Raw genomic sequence first — 17303 nt, forward strand, 5'->3', positions numbered from 1 at the left:
AAAGACATATGTTGCTGAAGGCTATGATAGTCACAATGAAATACTGAATGATGTAATGTTTTATTATTATCAATACTAATCGTGAATGAGGGGAGATATCTATATGTGGATTCTTATACTCACTGTAATTATTATACTTCTCACCATTTTGTTTACTAGAAAATTTCAAAATACCAAGACTTTATCGACTTCTACATCTGAGAATGCGTCATTTGTAGATAATGTTTTATATACGTTTGAAATAGCACAGGTAGAATCTTTCCAAGAAAATTTAAAGTCAATTGTAAATTCTGAAACTCATGAAAAGTTAGTTGAAGTCACTGCTAGGCTTATTTCTGAGCCATCAAATAAATTAGATAAACATGCAATTAGGGTAGAAGTGAAAGGATTAGTTGTTGGATATCTACATCAAGATGATGCACACCAATTTACAGAAACTTTGATAGATCAGAAGGTGGCTGCTGCTATCAGTGAAGAGAGCCAATTTTATGTTATAAATCTTTCGCTTATAGGCATACAAAATCTGAAAGAAATGTGAGTTGAGTAATTTATCAAGTGAATTTGTCGTTAAGTGACGAGTTGACTTGCAAAATGTGCTTATCTCAGCCAAGTATATTGATGGAAAAAAGCAAGACTTCGGGTTTTATTAGGAAGCTTTAGATCATATGGCATGACAGGATAATGTTAATACGAAATATAAGATAAAGGAGTTATATGCGATACTGAAAATATTTTTACACTTTCATAAGTTTAATGGGGGCTGTATTGTCCATTGTTTTGTCTAGGATCATTCTAATAATTAAATTATATATAAAAAGTAATCCCATCCATAATTGGATTACTTTAACTCACTAATAGATGTAACCCTTTATAGGTAAAATATAGAGTTAGTCCTTATCCCAACTATCTACATGATCAGCCCACCATTGCATCATTGTTTTACGGTCATTTAGCCATTGAGCATGATTGTATGATGCGCGTGTTTTATTATCAGAAACGTGGGCAAGTTGTATTTCAACCCAATCCTTATTAAAACCATTCTCATTAGCCACAGTGGATGCAGTTGCTCTTAAAGTATGCATCCTGAACTCTAATTTCATATTACTCAGGGCTGTATTCAATGTAGTTTTACCCATCATTTCTCCGTCTTCTCCCGCAAATATATATTCACTATCAGGATAAAGCACAAATTGCTCTTTTATGATTTCAATGGCTTGGTCTGACAATGGTACAACATGCATTCTGTTCTTTTTCATATTGCGGTTAGCAGCCAAAATATCAGCCCTCGATACTGCTGGAATCGTCCATGTCTTATCTTCAAAATCAATATATTCCTTTTTGCCTCGGCGTATCTCAATGCTTCTAAGCCATGTGTATGTTGCGGCTTTAATAGCATTTCGTGTGCTAATTAAGCCACCGTATGCATTGAGCTTAGGCAAAAGTACTTTTTTTTCAGATTCAGTTAATGGTCTGGCATGGGTTACATCTGGCTGTTTAATGTAACCCCTAAGAATATAAGTAGGATCTATAGAAATACGTTTTGTGATAATTGCATATTCCATAACTTCACCGATGATTTGTCTTACAAAAATTCCTTTAACCTCTCCTGTACCTCTTCCTGATTTTTTGATTCTTGCCATAGTGCTATCAAGCACATTTTTAATATCAATAGAGTCAATCACATGAATAGGTTTATTACCGATAAGAGGATAAACATCTTTCTCAAAATAACTGCTGCGGCGTTGTTCCCATTCCTTGGATTGTTGAGCTTTCCGAGAATTCATAAATTCGTTGGCGACTAAACGGAATGTACCATTATTTGCTTTGATTGCTTCAAGGCGTTCATGCTTCTGGTGGTTTGATGGGTCTACTCCTTTGGCAAGTTGCTCTCGATACTCCATTGTTTTTAAGCGAGCATATGCTAGAGTAATTTCAGGGTATTTACCGATTGTGAGCATTTTTGCTTTAGTAAGGAAACGATAGCGATAGCGCCAGAATTTGCTGCCAGATGGGCGGACTTCTATACAGAGTCCTGAATGATCAGCCACGCGGTATAATTCTTCACGTTGTTTTAATCTTTTGATTTTAAGGTCGTTTAACATAAGGTGTGAGTAACGCTATTTTTGAAAGTTCTTACTCACAATCTTACTCACAAAAATTGGTAATTGCATGTATCAGGTTGTTATGGAAGGTTTGAATGAAAACCTTTTTAAATCAATTGGATATTATTTCATGTAATTTGTATTTAGAGAAGGTTACCTCGTTAATTGGCATGATGTAATATCGACCGCATCCCGATTTTAAATACAATCGGGATTGAATATCTAAAAAGACCGTGAGCCTGCTCACGGTCTTTTTTTATGGTGATGTTTTGGCTTTAAGATAAAGAATCAACTAAAAAACCACAATTTGATGATGAATGTGCTTAAAAAATCAATTTTTAGCCGTGGATTAATTTAATTTTAAGTTTCAATGCTTATTCTTAACTCAGAAACAAAGGCTGTAGTTTCTGGTTTTCACCATGTTTATTCCTGGATAAGCATGGTTTTTTTATGTCCAAAATAAAATAATTGCCCATGTCGCGGCAATCATGATGAGCGCAACACACTGTGCAGCACTACCCATGTCCTTGGCATTTTTGGATAGTTCATGGCGCTCTAAAGAAATCCGGTCAACTACTGCTTCAATAGCCGAATTAAAGAGTTCGACAATGATGGCCAGTAGTCCCACAATCAGTAAAATTGCATGTTCGAGCGCACTTAAGTGCAAACTGAAATTGATGATTCCCAGCACAATATTCAGCAAGATAATTTGTCGAAATGCCGCTTCTAGTCGAAATGCAGATTTAAAGCCTGCCACCGAGTAGCCTGTTGCATTGAAAATACGTTTTAAGCCTTGTTTACCTTTAAATGGGGAATAGGGAGTCATAACGTTTTAAGCAATTAAATTTGCTCTAAAGTTAAGGGAATTGGCTTAAGAAACAATTAAGACGACCAAATTTTCAAATATCCAAACTAGCCTTATAGTTACCAAATCTTCATGATTTATCCAAAGTTATAAATTACTACACGATTCTGTAAATTCTGCTTGTATTTCATGAGTTGCTCATTGATGATCAGCGTATCAGCTAGTACCTAAAAATCTGAATGATCTTTGCGGTCATTCACTCAATGTTGAGCGCACGCCATCATGCTATCCAGATTTTTTATTGATAGACCTATTTTTGCTGTAGTTTTGGCAATTATTGTGATGGCGGTGGGCGTATTTTCCCTTCTCAATCTACCTGTCGAGCGTTATCCGGATATCGCGCCGCCTCGAATTGTCGTTTCGACCAGTTATAGTGGTGCAGATGCACAGGCTGTTGAAGACAGTGTGACTCAAGTGCTCGAGCAGCAAATCAAGGGTATTGATCATCTGCTATATTTTAGTTCGAGCAGTGATGCCAATGGTAACAGCCAAATTAGTTTGTACTTTCAGCAAGGAACCAATCCAGATCAGGCCCAAGTCCAAGTTCAAAATGCCATCAATGGAGCTCTAAACCGACTTCCAGACGATGTGCAGCGTCAAGGCGTGATTGTTCGAAAGTCCTTAAGTGATTCTTTTTTGGTGATGGGATTAGGTGATCGCTCAGGTAAATCAAGCAATATTGATATTGCAGATTATCTGACCAACAATTTCGAGCTGAACTTAAGCCGCATTGAAGGCGTGGGCGAAATTAATGTGTTTGGCTCTCAGTACGCCATGCGCATCTGGCTCGATCCGATTAAATTACAGCATTATCAATTGACCGTTGGTGAAGTACGTTCTGCACTGGAAAATCAGAATACTCAGGTGGCGGCAGGTGCGATTGGTGATTTACCTGCACCCGACGACCAATACCTAAATGCCAAGGTCACATCTGGCTCGCTGTTAAAAACGCCAGAACAGTTTGAAAATATCATTGTTAAAGCCAACAATAATGGCAGTTTTGTCTATTTAAAAGACATTGCACGTGTCGAGATTGGTGCGCAAAACTATCAGGTGTTTAACCGCCTCAATGGCTATCCGGCAGCGGGCTTGTCGGTATCACTTGCAGTGGGTGCTAATCTGGTGAAGACCGCCGATGCGGTGTATCAGGAAATTGCACGCCTCGAAAAAAATCTGCCCGATGGTTACTTTATTGTGTATCCACGAGATGACACACCATTTGTAAAAGAATCCATCAAACAAGTGGTGAGCACGTTACTTGAGGCGATTGTGCTGGTGGTACTGGTGATGTTTCTGTTTTTACAAAACTGGCGTGCCACGCTCATTCCAACCATTACCGTGCCCGTTGTGATCTTGGGGACCTTTGCCGTACTGGCAGTGCTGGGCATGAGCATTAATACCTTAACGCTATTTGCCATGGTCTTGGCGATTGGTTTGTTGGTCGACGATGCGATTGTGGTGGTCGAAAACGTGGAACGCTTAATGCATGAGCAACAGGTCGATGCACGTGAAGCCAGTATCCTGTCTATGCAGGAAATCAGTGGTGCACTGGTAGGCATTACCTTGGTACTGACCGCCGTCTTTATTCCAATGTCGTTTTTTAGTGGTGCAACGGGCATTATTTACCGGCAGTTTTCGATTACGCTGGTCGCAGCGATGGCGCTGTCATTGATGGTGGCACTGATTTTAACTCCAGCACTGTGTGCAGTCTTATTAAAGCCCCACAAACGTGAGTTTAAATGGGCACATTGGTTCAATCATAAGCTGGATCAACTTAGAGATCAGTATTTGCGTTTAACCAAGCGTAGTATTCAAACCAAAGCCATCACGCTGGTAATCTTTGTGGCGCTGATCGCGACCTTTGTATGGGTATATCGGAATTTGCCAACCAGCTTTTTACCGCAAGAAGATCAGGGAGCATTGAGCGTTCAGTTTACTTTGCCTCAGGGGACACCGCTGAGTAAAACCGAAGCGATTGGCAAGCAGATTTCAGACTATTTTATGCAACATGAAAAAGCCAATCTGAACGGTATTATGGTAATTCAAGGACGAAACAATTCGGGAACAGGACAAAACTTGGGGCAGGCCTATGTGTCTTTAAAACACTGGGATGAGCGAAAGGGTAGTGAAAACAGCGCGCAGAAAATTCGTGAGCGTGCAATGCAGTATTTTAGTCAGGATAATCAAGCACGTATCTTTGTACTCATGCCATCTGTGATTCGCGGATTGGGTAATTCAGACAAGATTTCATTTTGGCTGCAAGATTTAAAAGGACTTGGCCGTGAGCATCTGTTGGATGCCTTTAAGCAACTTCAAGACCAAGAAGATGCCACACAGGATTTACGCAACATTGATAAACGCAGTAATGACGATCAAGCCGTACTGAATATCAAGATTGACCATAAAGTGGCTATGGCACTCGGGCTAGATGTGGCACAGATTAATCAGACCATTTCCACAGCGTGGAGCGGCAGTTACATCAATGATTTTATTGATCGCGGTCGAATCAAGCGTGTGTATTTACAAGGTGACATGCAATATCGTTCGAAACCCGAAGATTTAAGCTACTGGTATGTTAAAAATGCGCAAGGACAAATGACACCGTTTTCACAATTTAGTCAGGTTGAGTGGACCGGTGCTCCTCCATTGCTGGAACGCTTTATGGGGTATCCATCACTTGAAATGGAAGCCGATGCAGGTAACGGTGCAAGTACGGGACAAGCCATGCAGAGTTTGACTCAACTGGTCGATAAAATGCCAGAAGTGGGATTGGCGTGGAGTGGCATTGCCTATCAAGAGCGCGAGTCGAGTAACCAAGCGGTGTGGTTATATGTCATTTCTGTTGTGTTTATCTTTTTGTGTCTTGCTGCACTTTATGAAAGCTGGTCGATTCCGAGTATCGTCATGGCTGCTATTCCGCTTGGGATAGGCGGCACCATTTTATTTAGTTCTTGGTTTAATTTTGCCAATGATATTTACTTTCAAATCGCATTACTCACGACCATTGGGTTGTCTTGTAAAAATGCGATCTTGATGGTGGAGTACGCCTCTAACTTGCAAAATCAAGGACATCGTATTCTTGATGCCGCACTGAAATCTGCTGGACTACGCTTAAGACCGATTTTGATGACCTCGCTGGCATTTGGTGCAGGTGTGATTCCTTTGATGTTTTCTTCTGGCGCGGGTGCGCTAAGCCGTCAGGCGATCGGGTATAGTGTGTTTGGAGGTGTGGTGTTTGGGACCATTTTGGTGCTGATCTTTATTCCGTTTATGTATGTATTGGTTCGTTCAATGGGACGCACAAAATCTAGGGCATCTTAAGCGGTTAGCATTTTAAATTTTATATTTGCTTTAACAGAACAATCTGGGTGGGGTTGAAACCACCTGCTATAAAAATAAACATAGTACTTGGAGAGAAACAATGAAAACGGCTCCAAATATCTTAGCCTTGGCCGATGCCTTGGCACATATGGATATTGGTGCGGCTCAAATGCTACTGCATGAGCTGCAATCGATTGATGTGGCCGAGGCACTTGAGCAACTACCAGTTGAGTCATCCAGTTTGATTTTAATGCAGTTGCCCAAGCGCGCCAAAGTTTATGCTGCGATGCATGCTGCTTATCAGGCGCGTTTGGCACAACTTTTATCTCGTGCCGATCTGGCGACCATTGTTACAGAAATGCCAGCGGACAAACGCACCGATGTGTTTAAGGCTTTGGCACCCTCTGAGCAGGTGGCCTTGTTGCCTGCACTGGCACAAGCCAAGCGTGAAGATCTGCGCCGGCTGGCAGAGTATCAAGAAGGTACGGCAGGGGCGATTATGACCTCGGAATATGCCACCTTGCGCGCCAAAATGAGTATAGCTGAAGCGATTGATTTTTTACGTCAAGAAGCCCCAGACGCCGAAACGATTTATGAGTCGTACATCATTGATGAGCAGCAACAGTTATTAGGTGAGATTTCATTACATCAGTTGATACTGGCACCTGTAGATGCCAATGTCGGTGCTTTAATGGCTACAGATATTGTCTATGCTTATGTCGATGATGATCAGGACGATGTGGCCAAGAAAATTGCCAGATACGATTTACTGGCGTTACCAATCATCGATCGGCAGCATCGGCTGGTTGGAATAGTGACCTATGATGATGCCATGGATGTCGCCAGTGAAGAGGCCAATGAAGATTTCTTGAAAAGTGCAGGGGTGGAGGCATTTGCGCCTACACTTAATTTGAAACAAACGCCGCTGTTTCAGCTTTATAAAAAACGTGTTTTTTGGCTGGTCATTCTGGTTTTTGGCAGTTTGCTATCAGGATTGGGAATTGCACATTTCGAATCAATTATTGAATCGAATATTGTACTGGTGTTTTTTTTGCCTTTACTGGTGGGAAGTGGCGGAAATGCAGGTTCTCAGTCGGCTACGCTCATGGTGCGTGCATTGGCGACAGGTGATGTGGTCTTAAAAGACTGGCTGCTGCTTTTGGGGCGTGAATGTCTGGTGGCTCTGGCACTTGGTGTTACGATGGCGATGGCCGTTGCAGTGCTGGGCTATATTCGTGGCGATGCCATGGTGGCTTTGGTATTGATCTTAAGTATGATTGGGATTGTGCTGATTGGCAGTGTAATTGGTATGAGTTTACCGTTTGTTTTAAATCGTTTGAATCTTGATCCGGCCAGTGCCTCTGCGCCTTTGGTCACTTCGATTTGTGATGCAACAGGGGTCGTGATTTATTTATGTATTGCGGCGCAATTGTTGCCTCAAATTTAAATACTTAATTTCGTTTTAAGAAGTGAAATCACCATGTCCAATCCAAAAAAAATATCCCAACAAGAGGTCATTCGCTTAGAGCGAGATTTGGCAAAGTTTGCCAATATCATGGACAGTGTAGTGCGTATTCCCTTTACCAAGCAGGGGGTGGGCGCCGATGCTGCGTTGAGTACCATTCCGGTTGCAGGCGATGTCGCTGGCTTTGCACTCACGCTGTATGCCATTCATAAAGCCCGGCAGATTGGGGTGCCACAACACAAACTTACGCCAGTACTCAAACTGGCGGCCATGGATGCCATACTCGGGTTTATTCCAGTGGCCGGCACGGTGTTTGATATATTTATCCGACCAAGCCGCAAAGCGCTAGAAGTCGTGCATCAGCACATTCGTGATGAGTATGCGATTAATAGTGACGACCATGTGGTGCATCCTTATTTACATGAGCAGTTAGAACGCAAACAGCAGCATTCTGCATTCTGGCGTAATCCTGTGGTGAGCTGGATTTGGTTGCATATTCCAGATTTGATCGGGTTGGTATTTCTGGTGCTGCTACTGGTCGCAATGTGGTTCGGTTTAAGTTATGTATGGCAGTGGTACCAAGGAATATAAAGTGAAAAAAGCCTCCAACTGGAGGCTTTTTTAATGGCTACACTTACGGACAGTTTAACTGATGAAGTGCTGCGACACGCTGTTCGATACTTGGGTGAGTTTGGAACAATGCTGCAAGACTAAATCCTTGTTCCTTACCTTCCGCAATTGCAAACGCTTTCATTTCTTTTGGCATCTGATCTGGCAATTCAGATTCCGCCTGTAGGCGAAGCAATGCCGAAATCATGGCTTGTTTGCCAGCAAGTCGTGCACCTGCTTCGTCGGCACGATACTCGCGCTGACGGGAGAACCACATTACAATCGCTGAGGCCAAAATACCGAATACAATATCGAGTACGATGGTAATAACGAAGAAACCGATGCCCGGTGCTTCACCATCTTGACGACCAAATACATTACGATCGATAAAATCACCGACCACACGCGCGAAGAACATGACAAAGGCGTTGACCACCCCTTGAATCAAGGCCAGTGTCACCATATCGCCGTTTGCAACGTGACCGATCTCGTGCGCCAGTACCGCACGTAGCTCGTCTTTGTTCATGCGTTCGAGCAATCCTGAAGAAACGGCAACCAATGCGTCATTTTTGTTCCAGCCGGTTGCAAATGCATTCGATTGATACGACGGAAAAATACCAACTTCAGGCATCTTAATGCCCGCACGTTGAGAGAGATCTGCAACAGTTTGCAATAACCATGCTTCAGCCTGATTACGAGGCGCATTCGGATCGATCAGTTCTGTACCAGTGGTTTTTTTAGCCATCCATTTCGACATAAAAAGGGAGACTAAAGAGCCCACCATACCAAACACAAAACAGATGACCAAAAGGTTGCCTAGATTTAAGCCACCCGCGCCATGGTAACTACCGACACCGAAGAGTGACAAGATAATGCCAGCCACAACCAGTACCGCGAGGTTGGTTAGCAAAAACAAACCAATCCGCATCATTGAGAAAATCCTCTTATAAGTAAAACCTATTATGATTCATTCATCATAAATCATTGCTCTCAATATGAGGGGAATCCTAAGAAAATTCAAGACCAATTACATGATTTAAGCTTTTTTTAAGTTAAATCCTGTAAGGGGTGGGCGACGTGCTTAATTTGAAATCTGAATTCGGGCTGAAGCCGTTGCATTACGGGTCACATAAGTGTTTGGTGCATCGGTAAAACTGCCATTTTCAAGAGCAATAATCTGGCGTTGCTGCGTATATTTCGGGGCAGTGTTTGCATCGGAATGTGTATAGTTTGCCGATTGGGCAATAATTTGTGATGATAACGGATTATCCGTGCTTGAGCTTTGTGAGGAAACATACAGATTTTGGTAACGGCTGGTCACACGCTTTACATAATCTTGGGTTTCACGAAACGGTGGAATGCCGCCATACTTATCGACATTCCCTTCTCCTGCATTGTAGGCTGCCAAAACCAGCTGCATATTGCCATTAAAGCGTTTCATGAGCCAGCTTAAATACTGTGCACCACCAAAAATATTCTGCTCGGGATCAAATACATTTGACACATTAAAACGTTTTGCTGTAGCTGGCATGAGTTGCATCAGTCCTTGCGCACCTACGGGCGAACGGGCACGAATATTAAAACCCGATTCGGTATGCATGACCGCTTTGATTAGGCCTTCTGACACACCGTGGCGCTGCGCAGCCTGACGGATAATATGATCGAAAGCATTGACGTTTTTACTGTAGCTCGGTAAAACCGATGCTTCTGAGGCACCCCAGTTGCGGTAGGTGTGAATATTACTGTCTGGGTAATAAGTAACTTTGACTTTGGTTAAGGCAGGGTCTGAACTTTTACGGTTGGTAAGCAAGGTTGCGCCGGATTTATCTTTATAGATAAACATCTGTCCCGCGATGGCGGTATTTATGCAGCCATAACTCAGTAAGAAAGAGCAAACAAATGGTAAACAAGAATCCATGCGTTTTTTCATTTTATGTTATTCGCTTTAGGTGATTCGCTAAAAGTAGTGACATCTTGTAAGCCAGTGTAGCAAAAAAAAAACGTAAACATGAGATATACAGCTAAAATTTTTCACAACTGTTTGACAGAAAAAATCAAGCTTTATTGTTTGGATGTTAATCAAAAAAAAATTAAATTTTTTTTTGAAATGGCTGGGTTGACTTTAATAAGCATTTGATTTTAAAAAAATAAAATAATTGGTTAAAAAATGATCAATTTAAACAAAACCCTTATTTTTTCGTCTAGTCACTTTGTCAAGCCTCCAGAAATCCACAATTTTATCCACAGGTTTTGTGGAAAACTGTGGAAAAGTCCAAAATATAAGCGTTCTGTGCAAAAAATGCTCAAAGAACTACTTTTTTCAGGACAATAAAAAAGCATGATACAAAATCATGACAATTTAAAGAATTCAAAATCTATAGATGCGATTCACGCGCGAATCATATAAAATTGCCCAGTATTTTTTTTATGGGTCACGTGTGTCTATGTACTCGCCAGTTGAGTCCGAAGCAGGATTTAATTTTAAGCCAGAGCTTCCTACAAGCTCCGCCTATTATCGCTTACTGAAAAAGCTCCGTCGACAAGTGGGTCACGCGATTCGTGATTTCAAAATGATCGAAGACGGCGATAAAGTGATGGTCTGCGTTTCTGGCGGTAAGGACAGCTATACCTTGCTGGATATCTTGCTGCAATTTAAGCGCATTGCACCCATCAACTTTGATATTGTCGCGGTCAATCTCGATCAGAAACAGCCGGGCTTTCCAGAAGACGTGTTGCCACGCTATATGGAAGAGAACAATATTCCGTATTACATTCTTGAAAAAGACACCTACACCATTACCAAACGCCTTACGCCGGAAGGTAAAACCTACTGCGCGGTGTGTTCACGTTTGCGCCGTGGTTCGCTGTATGGCTTTGCGCAAGAAATTGGGGCGACCAAAGTGGCTTTAGGCCATCATCGCGATGATATTATCGCGACCTTTTTCTTGAACTTATTCCATGGTGGAAGTCTAAAGGCGATGCCACCGAAGCTGCTTTCATCGGACAAGAAGAATATTTTGATTCGTCCGCTGGCCTACGTGGAAGAAAAAGACATCATCAAATATGCTGAAATGCGTAAGTTTCCGATTATTCCGTGTAACTTGTGTGGTTCGCAAGAAAATCTGCAACGTGCCATGCTCAACGAGATGCTACGTGAGTGGGACAAACAGTATCCAAAACGCTTGCACAGTATTTTTGGCGCATTACAAAATGTCTCGCCATCGCAGTTGGCAGATCGTGAGCTGTTTGATTTTGAAGCCTTGGACTCACAGCGCGAACTCGACTTTAAAGAACCTGAAGAATTAAAAAAACGACTGGATGTGGTCAATCTCAGCTTTGCTGCTGACTAACAAGTCAAGCGCTAACCTCTTAAAAAGTTAGCGCTTTTTTTTGATTAAAAATTGTGATTCTTCTAAAAATTAAGGGACTCATACAAAAAAGGTTAACGGACTTTTTAGAGATCATGCTATAACAAGGCAAAAGCTGTAACGCTTCAACCATGATGCTGTCTGGAAAAACAGCACACATAATTGAATAAATTGACTTGAGGAATAATCATGCCTGCATTTTTAACTGATGATTGGTTTACAACTGTTGAAAAACTAAGTGCAGACGCAGGTGATCTAAATTTACCACCAGCACTTGCAAATTTAGCCATTAATCTTGTTGTTGCAAATGCAGACAACACCACCGAAGTATCCTTGGAAAACGGAAAAATTCATAAAGGTCTTTCTCCGAATGCCAAAACCACTTTAAACATGGATGCTGAGACGCTTCGTAAGGTGTTTTTAGAGTTTGATATGGCGGCTGCAATGCAAGCCTTCATGACAGGCAAAATCAAAGTGCAGGGCGATATGTCTCAGTTGATGGCTTTACAAACTGCAAAGCCTAGCCAAGAGCAAAAAGATCTGTTCAAACGCGTACTTGAGCATACTGCTTAATTTACGCCAGCCTTGTATAAAGAAAGCTTACGCAGATGCAGTAAGCTTTTTTTATATCTGTATGATCAATTCGGCTTAAACATCGACCCAGCGTGGTGAAGTCTTGATGTGCTCCAAATAGGCACGAATCCGCGTAACATATTGCAAGGCTTGTCTGTAGCGGCCATTGCTGGCCTGATTACGATTTAGGTAGTTGTACAGGTTAAGCCACTGGTTTGGGTTTTTGCCCTGTGCCTGAATGCGCTTTTGAATTTGAGCGACTGCACCTGGCCCCATGTTGTACGCTACCAGAGCGTACCAGTTACGATCTGGATACGGAATCATTTCATACTGCTTGAGCATTTGATCATAATACTTTGCGCCGCCCTGAATGCTTTGGGTGGGGTCGTTGCGATTACTGACGCCCATCGCCTGCGCTGTATTATTGGTCAGCATCATCAAACCGCGAACACCAGTGGGAGAGACTGAGTTGGGCTTTAAATAAGACTCTTGATAGCCTATGGCTGCCAATAAATGCCAATCCAGATTGTATTGCTCGGCGCTACGTTTAAAGCTTGCCTTATATACCGGAAGTCGGTTACTTAAATCGCGCTGAATAATTTCCCACGATTCAGGCTGCACCACATTGCGGTTATAAAATGACGCCAATTGCTGCATGGTGCCATTTTGCTTACTTTGACACACATAACTGCTCGCAGTCTGTGTCAGTGGATCATCGGCATATTTAAACACCCAGTTGAGCGATGCATTGAGTCCATTTTGAGTCAGTGTACTGTCTGCACCACAGCTGGCCGAAAAAGAAATCAGTTGCTTGGTTTCAATGCTGTGTAAATCTGCGGTGGTCATGGCCAGATTGGCCCGGCCTTCGTTGATCCATTTTAACGCAGTCGCATCATCTTTGACGGTTTTAAACTTGAGCTTAACGTTAAGGCTCTGTGCATAATTTCTTGCCAGATCGTAACCAAAGCCATGAATAAACTCACCGTCTTTAAACACTGTAGTAGGCGATTCGACCGCAACCACAGTGAGGGTATTACTATTAACCACCGTATTATACTGGTGGGCTTTGCTGGCACTAATACTGTGAAACGGAAACACTATTGTACTTAATGCAAGCGCTTTCAAGGGGAGAGAAGAAAATAAAGTGTCTAGGCCAAGCCTCGACCCAGAAGTTGAACTACTGTGCATGTTGTCTCCGCTACAGATAATTTACGCCCTAAAAAATTTTGGCAAAACGAATACACAAAACTTTTTTCAAGTTGGTAAATCCAAAGAGGATGGGCATTCATGACGTCATTCGTGATGACATGGGATTAACAATAACTATGTAGAAAAACTACAAAGTTTAAAAAACAACCAAATAAAAAGTAGGGCGAATAATAATTGCCTAAAAACCTCTTGTCAAATTTTTAGGTCAAAAAATAGTCTTTGCGATATGTAAGCCTATGATTTACTAAGGGAAGAAAATTTATACACTGAAGTTGTGGTGTAAAAGAGGAAGCTCTGCAACAGTATGTAACCAAATTGTAAGTTGGTAACTGTTATAAATATTATAATTTTACTTAATTTGGTGGTTATTTCAGCGCTTGTAAGGCCTGTAAACAAAGACACGAAAGCAAAAATATCCTGTTTATTTTATGTGCAAAATTCATGTTTTTCGGCTTACATTTGCAATATTCAGATACGCATTAGCTGTAGGGTATCTGCTCTAATGATCAATCATTTGTACCGTATCGATTAGCCTGATTGATAGCGAATCGAATTGATGTACCATATCTTCCGACCCAATGGGGTTTGTACAGTCACCTCATCATTGATGGATTTACCCAAGCATGCTTTGGCCATGGGAGACTGCAACGAGATATAATCTTTACGGCCATAAATTTCTTCATCCCCCACAATCCGAAATTCAATGGTTTCACCTTCGTCATTTTCAAGCACTACCCAAGCACCAAAATACGCTTTGCCATCTTGCTCAGGGCTGTACTCTACTTTATGTGCCACTTCAAAAAGTTTGGTTAAATATCGGATTCTGCGGTCAATCTCGCGTAATTTTTTCTTGTTGTAAATATAATCGGCGTTCTCTGACCGATCTCCTAGACTGGCTGCCCACGAAACAATTTTGGTAATTTCAGGACGTTCTTTACGCACCAAATCGTTAAGCTCATTTTGTAAGCGTTGATAACCCTCTGAGGTGAGTAATTTGCGGTTCAAGAGATTGCTCCAAATACATGTCAGACTGCTGTGTAAAGCTACTACACTCTGCGCTCTAGATGCAGTACTTTTTTCACATGGGTGCGCATTTATAATTTCGTCCGAGCAAAAAATTAATGAAGGTCTTAAAAAAGCTGTGTTTTGTGTTTTGTGTGCGTAAAGTGCCCGATTTTGCTCGTAAATGATTCTACCAAATACTCAACATGAGAAAAAATGCCCATATTGTGCTTATTTTGAACATTTAACTGATTTTTATTAAAAATAATTTGCCAAGTGGTGTTTTTATTTATATGATAGCCGCCATTGGAAGCGTGGCAGAGCGGTTTAATGCACCGGTCTTGAAAACCGACGAGGGTGTGAGTCCTCCGTGAGTTCGAATCTCACCGCTTCCGCCAAATATTTAAATAAGCCCTTGTTTTTACAAGGGCTTATTTTTTTGCTGTAATTCTACCCCTCAACTTACCCCACATTAAATTTTGGATTGAGAGGTATTATTTGGTGTTGATTCGGATCACTTAGGACAATTGAAATCGGCTTTGTTGCACAAAGCTATTCTTGAAGGCTTCTTCAGCAATATAATTTCCAGATGAAGAAGCGTGCACCTAAAATCTACCGTACAACCAATTGGTCCTCGTATAACCAAGCTTTAATCAAGCGAGGAAATATTTCAATCTGGTTTGATCCCAAGACCCAATGGTATGCACAGCCACAAGGCAAGCACGGACGAAATCAAACTTATTCAGATACAGCGATTCAATGCTGTTTAATGATCAAATCTCTATTCCGTCTTTCTTTACCTATGGTCACTGGCTTTGTTCAAAGTCTCATTAAACTCTGTAATTTGAATTGGACAGCACCAGATTACTCCACCCTCTGTAGACGACAAAAGCATATTGATATTGCGATAAGCTATCAGAAAAGTCGTGATGGGTTACACCTACTCGTCGACTCTACGGGGTTAAAATTTTTAGGTGAAGGCGAATGGAAGCGTAAGAAACATCAGCCTGAATATCGTCACCAATGGCGCAAACTTCATATTGGTATAGATGCTAAAACCTTGCAAATACGAGCTGTGCAGCTCACAACAAATAATGTCAGTGATTCACAAGTCTTGGGTGATATGCTAAATCAAATCCCATCTGATGTGGAAATAGACTCTGTTTATACCGATGGAGCTTATGACACGAAATTGTGCAGACAAGTGATTTCAGATCGTCATGCACATGCCGTAATTCCTCCAAGAAAAAATGCAAGACCATGGAAAGATAAGAAATTGGGATCTTTAGAAAGAAATGAACTATTGAAAACAATCAAACGTCTAGGAAGAACGCTTTGGAAAAAGTGGTCTGGCTATCATCGGCGCAGTTTGGTTGAAACCAAGATGCATTGTATCAAATTATTGGGCGATAAACTCAGTGCTAGGAACTTTCAAAGTCAAGTGAATGAGATTCATGCACGTGTGGCAGTATTAAATAAATTTACGGACTTAGGCAGACCTAACACCCAAGTTGTGCCTTGAATTTGGTAGGACTTGGTGAAATCAGCCTTTAAAAGGTTTGTGCAACAAAGCCCTTTTACATCCTATTATTTTTAGGGGGGATTATCATAGCGAAGTATACAGTATAGACAGAACTGTATTTTTTTGTGATTGAATATTTATTTTTGTTTTAAGTTTGTGATAAATAGCATGATTAATGATACATTTCTCCAATGGAATATTAATGTCGTAATCCCATTTACTTCCCCAAGGGTTTGGGATTTTTTTCTATTTGTAAGTTTACTTTTAGAATTTGTAAGCCTGAAGTGACTTAGTGCGAATCAGGCGAAGGTATGATCATACCTTCGTCCTCGTATTCTTTATGCTCACTTTGGAGCAGGGACAATAATAATCTTATCGTTTGGAATTTCAAAAGTTTGGGGTAGCTTTCCTTTTTTAGGAGATAACTGGATAATAGTTTTTTGTCCTACCCCTGTAAGCATGACATTAATGTCCTTGAAAGTTGTGTAGTTGGGTTCTGTATATTTCGGCTCTGTCACTTTGTATTCTTCAGGGAGGAAACGGCTATATGGTGGTTGAACTAAGACGTAGGTATCTCTTTTTTGAAGATTTGAAAATCTCATACTTCCTTCCATCGTATTGACACCTATACCGCTAAATAAGACTGGAAAGATAAAAATACAACCGGCAAACAAATATTTAACTCGATTGAGATTTGTCAACTTCAGGTTGTTTTCTCTTGTCTGTGGCTCATTTAGTAACGCATAACGTTTTACTGCATTATCTTGAAAACATGTCCATAGTACAGAGAGCAAAATTACAGATAAGATTAAGTTGATGCTGATTGTTTTATCCTGATATATGAATGCTCCGATAAAGATGATGCCAAATAAACAAAGCATCCAATGTATGGCATTGGGTTTAACAAACTTAAAAGGTTCTAATGAGCTAGAGGTTGTTTGTTGGAGAGAGAACTTTCGACGAAGGAATCTTGACAGTGTGAGTAACGGGTTGAGGATTAAATAGGAAATACATACGCCTACAGATAAAAGGCAAGCAGTAATGATGCTATAAAAGAATCCAAAACAGACTGCAATGATAATAAAAATCAGGCTGTCACCAGCAGCTACTCCTGCTGGGAAATAGTTTAAATGTAGGCAGTACGCCACAAAGATACAACAGCCTAAAAAGGTGCCTAGCCCAATTACTACTGTTGACGCTTTGAGAATAGTACCAAGATTCGAATCAATTTGTTGTGAGGGTGGTAAAGTCATAACTAGCTACTTTG

General features: G+C 41.2%; 14 protein-coding genes and 1 tRNA gene. 8 read left to right on the forward strand and 7 right to left on the reverse strand.

Features of this window, described 5'->3' with window-relative positions; all coding sequences use genetic code 11:
• Positions 1-103: 103 nt before the first annotated feature.
• Positions 104-538, forward strand: coding sequence for a hypothetical protein (locus QLG00_RS01540; RefSeq protein ID WP_088459313.1), 435 nt, complete (start codon positions 104-106; stop codon positions 536-538).
• 349 nt (positions 539-887) lie between these two features.
• Here the strand turns inward: QLG00_RS01540 and QLG00_RS01545 are convergent, their stop codons facing one another.
• Positions 888-2102 (reverse strand): integrase arm-type DNA-binding domain-containing protein, encoded by a 1215-nt coding sequence (locus QLG00_RS01545; protein WP_282470387.1) that lies wholly within the window; start codon positions 2100-2102, stop codon positions 888-890.
• 448 nt (positions 2103-2550) lie between these two features.
• Positions 2551-2928: a diacylglycerol kinase gene (locus QLG00_RS01550; RefSeq protein WP_004939730.1), complete on the reverse strand. Its 378-nt coding sequence runs from the start codon at positions 2926-2928 to the stop codon at positions 2551-2553.
• Positions 2929-3189: 261 nt separating this feature from the next.
• Between QLG00_RS01550 and QLG00_RS01555 the strand changes: the two genes are divergently transcribed.
• The 3 genes from QLG00_RS01555 (at position 3190) to QLG00_RS01565 (ending at position 8344) form a co-directional block, all read left to right on the forward strand.
• Positions 3190-6288: an efflux RND transporter permease subunit gene (locus tag QLG00_RS01555; protein WP_282470388.1), complete on the forward strand. Its 3099-nt coding sequence runs from the start codon at positions 3190-3192 to the stop codon at positions 6286-6288.
• 148 nt (positions 6289-6436) lie between these two features.
• Entirely contained in the window at positions 6437-7735 is a 1299-nt protein-coding gene (mgtE, locus tag QLG00_RS01560) for a magnesium transporter (protein ID WP_282470513.1), read from the forward strand.
• A gap of 33 nt (positions 7736-7768) precedes the next feature.
• Positions 7769-8344, forward strand: a complete 576-nt coding sequence (locus QLG00_RS01565; RefSeq protein WP_004948887.1) for a DUF4112 domain-containing protein — start codon at positions 7769-7771, stop codon at positions 8342-8344.
• Between the two features lie 43 nt (positions 8345-8387).
• Here QLG00_RS01565 and htpX read toward each other — a convergent pair whose 3' ends face one another.
• Positions 8388-9293: a protease HtpX gene (gene htpX, locus QLG00_RS01570; protein ID WP_151791854.1), complete on the reverse strand. Its 906-nt coding sequence runs from the start codon at positions 9291-9293 to the stop codon at positions 8388-8390.
• 150 nt (positions 9294-9443) lie between these two features.
• Positions 9444-10280, reverse strand: coding sequence for a lytic transglycosylase domain-containing protein (locus QLG00_RS01575; RefSeq protein ID WP_282470389.1), 837 nt, complete (start codon positions 10278-10280; stop codon positions 9444-9446).
• Positions 10281-10806: 526 nt separating this feature from the next.
• Between QLG00_RS01575 and ttcA the strand changes: the two genes are divergently transcribed.
• Both ttcA and QLG00_RS01585 read left to right on the forward strand, forming a co-directional pair.
• Positions 10807-11712 (forward strand): tRNA 2-thiocytidine(32) synthetase TtcA, encoded by a 906-nt coding sequence (ttcA, locus tag QLG00_RS01580; RefSeq protein ID WP_025096236.1) that lies wholly within the window; start codon positions 10807-10809, stop codon positions 11710-11712.
• Between the two features lie 207 nt (positions 11713-11919).
• Positions 11920-12303 (forward strand): SCP2 sterol-binding domain-containing protein, encoded by a 384-nt coding sequence (locus tag QLG00_RS01585; RefSeq protein ID WP_004939712.1) that lies wholly within the window; start codon positions 11920-11922, stop codon positions 12301-12303.
• Positions 12304-12378: 75 nt separating this feature from the next.
• On the opposite strand, the gene QLG00_RS01590 is transcribed toward QLG00_RS01585, so the two are convergent.
• Positions 12379-13491 (reverse strand): transglycosylase SLT domain-containing protein, encoded by a 1113-nt coding sequence (locus QLG00_RS01590; RefSeq protein ID WP_119026271.1) that lies wholly within the window; start codon positions 13489-13491, stop codon positions 12379-12381.
• A gap of 549 nt (positions 13492-14040) precedes the next feature.
• Positions 14041-14517, reverse strand: a complete 477-nt coding sequence (gene greB / locus QLG00_RS01595; RefSeq protein ID WP_208476677.1) for a transcription elongation factor GreB — start codon at positions 14515-14517, stop codon at positions 14041-14043.
• A gap of 305 nt (positions 14518-14822) precedes the next feature.
• Here greB and QLG00_RS01600 point away from each other — a divergent pair.
• Both QLG00_RS01600 and QLG00_RS01605 read left to right on the forward strand, forming a co-directional pair.
• A tRNA-Ser gene (locus QLG00_RS01600) sits at positions 14823-14912 on the forward strand.
• Positions 14913-15103: 191 nt separating this feature from the next.
• Positions 15104-16036, forward strand: coding sequence for an IS5 family transposase (locus QLG00_RS01605; RefSeq protein WP_282470390.1), 933 nt, complete (start codon positions 15104-15106; stop codon positions 16034-16036).
• 344 nt (positions 16037-16380) lie between these two features.
• Here the strand turns inward: QLG00_RS01605 and QLG00_RS01610 are convergent, their stop codons facing one another.
• On the reverse strand, positions 16381-17289 hold the full coding sequence (locus QLG00_RS01610) for a hypothetical protein (protein WP_282470391.1): 909 nt from the start codon (positions 17287-17289) through the stop codon (positions 16381-16383).
• Positions 17290-17303: the final 14 nt, after the last annotated feature.

Source organism: Acinetobacter sp. V89_7 (genome assembly GCF_029967895.1).
Classification (GTDB): Bacteria; Pseudomonadota; Gammaproteobacteria; order Pseudomonadales; family Moraxellaceae; genus Acinetobacter; species Acinetobacter soli.

Excerpts from the sequence above, each read along its gene's own strand:
- QLG00_RS01540 (WP_088459313.1), top strand. The coding sequence starts at position 104 with ATGTGGATTCTTATACTCACTGTAATTATTATACTTCTCACCATTTTG.
- QLG00_RS01545 (WP_282470387.1), bottom strand. The coding sequence starts at position 2,102 with ATGTTAAACGACCTTAAAATCAAAAGATTAAAACAACGTGAAGAATTA.
- QLG00_RS01550 (WP_004939730.1), bottom strand. The coding sequence starts at position 2,928 with ATGACTCCCTATTCCCCATTTAAAGGTAAACAAGGCTTAAAACGTATT.
- QLG00_RS01555 (WP_282470388.1), top strand. The coding sequence starts at position 3,190 with ATGCTATCCAGATTTTTTATTGATAGACCTATTTTTGCTGTAGTTTTG.
- mgtE (WP_282470513.1), top strand. The coding sequence starts at position 6,437 with ATGGATATTGGTGCGGCTCAAATGCTACTGCATGAGCTGCAATCGATT.
- QLG00_RS01565 (WP_004948887.1), top strand. The coding sequence starts at position 7,769 with ATGTCCAATCCAAAAAAAATATCCCAACAAGAGGTCATTCGCTTAGAG.
- htpX (WP_151791854.1), bottom strand. The coding sequence starts at position 9,293 with ATGATGCGGATTGGTTTGTTTTTGCTAACCAACCTCGCGGTACTGGTT.
- QLG00_RS01575 (WP_282470389.1), bottom strand. The coding sequence starts at position 10,280 with ATGGATTCTTGTTTACCATTTGTTTGCTCTTTCTTACTGAGTTATGGC.
- ttcA (WP_025096236.1), top strand. The coding sequence starts at position 10,807 with ATGTACTCGCCAGTTGAGTCCGAAGCAGGATTTAATTTTAAGCCAGAG.
- QLG00_RS01585 (WP_004939712.1), top strand. The coding sequence starts at position 11,920 with ATGCCTGCATTTTTAACTGATGATTGGTTTACAACTGTTGAAAAACTA.
- QLG00_RS01590 (WP_119026271.1), bottom strand. The coding sequence starts at position 13,491 with ATGCACAGTAGTTCAACTTCTGGGTCGAGGCTTGGCCTAGACACTTTA.
- QLG00_RS01605 (WP_282470390.1), top strand. The coding sequence starts at position 15,104 with ATGAAGAAGCGTGCACCTAAAATCTACCGTACAACCAATTGGTCCTCG.
- QLG00_RS01610 (WP_282470391.1), bottom strand. The coding sequence starts at position 17,289 with ATGACTTTACCACCCTCACAACAAATTGATTCGAATCTTGGTACTATT.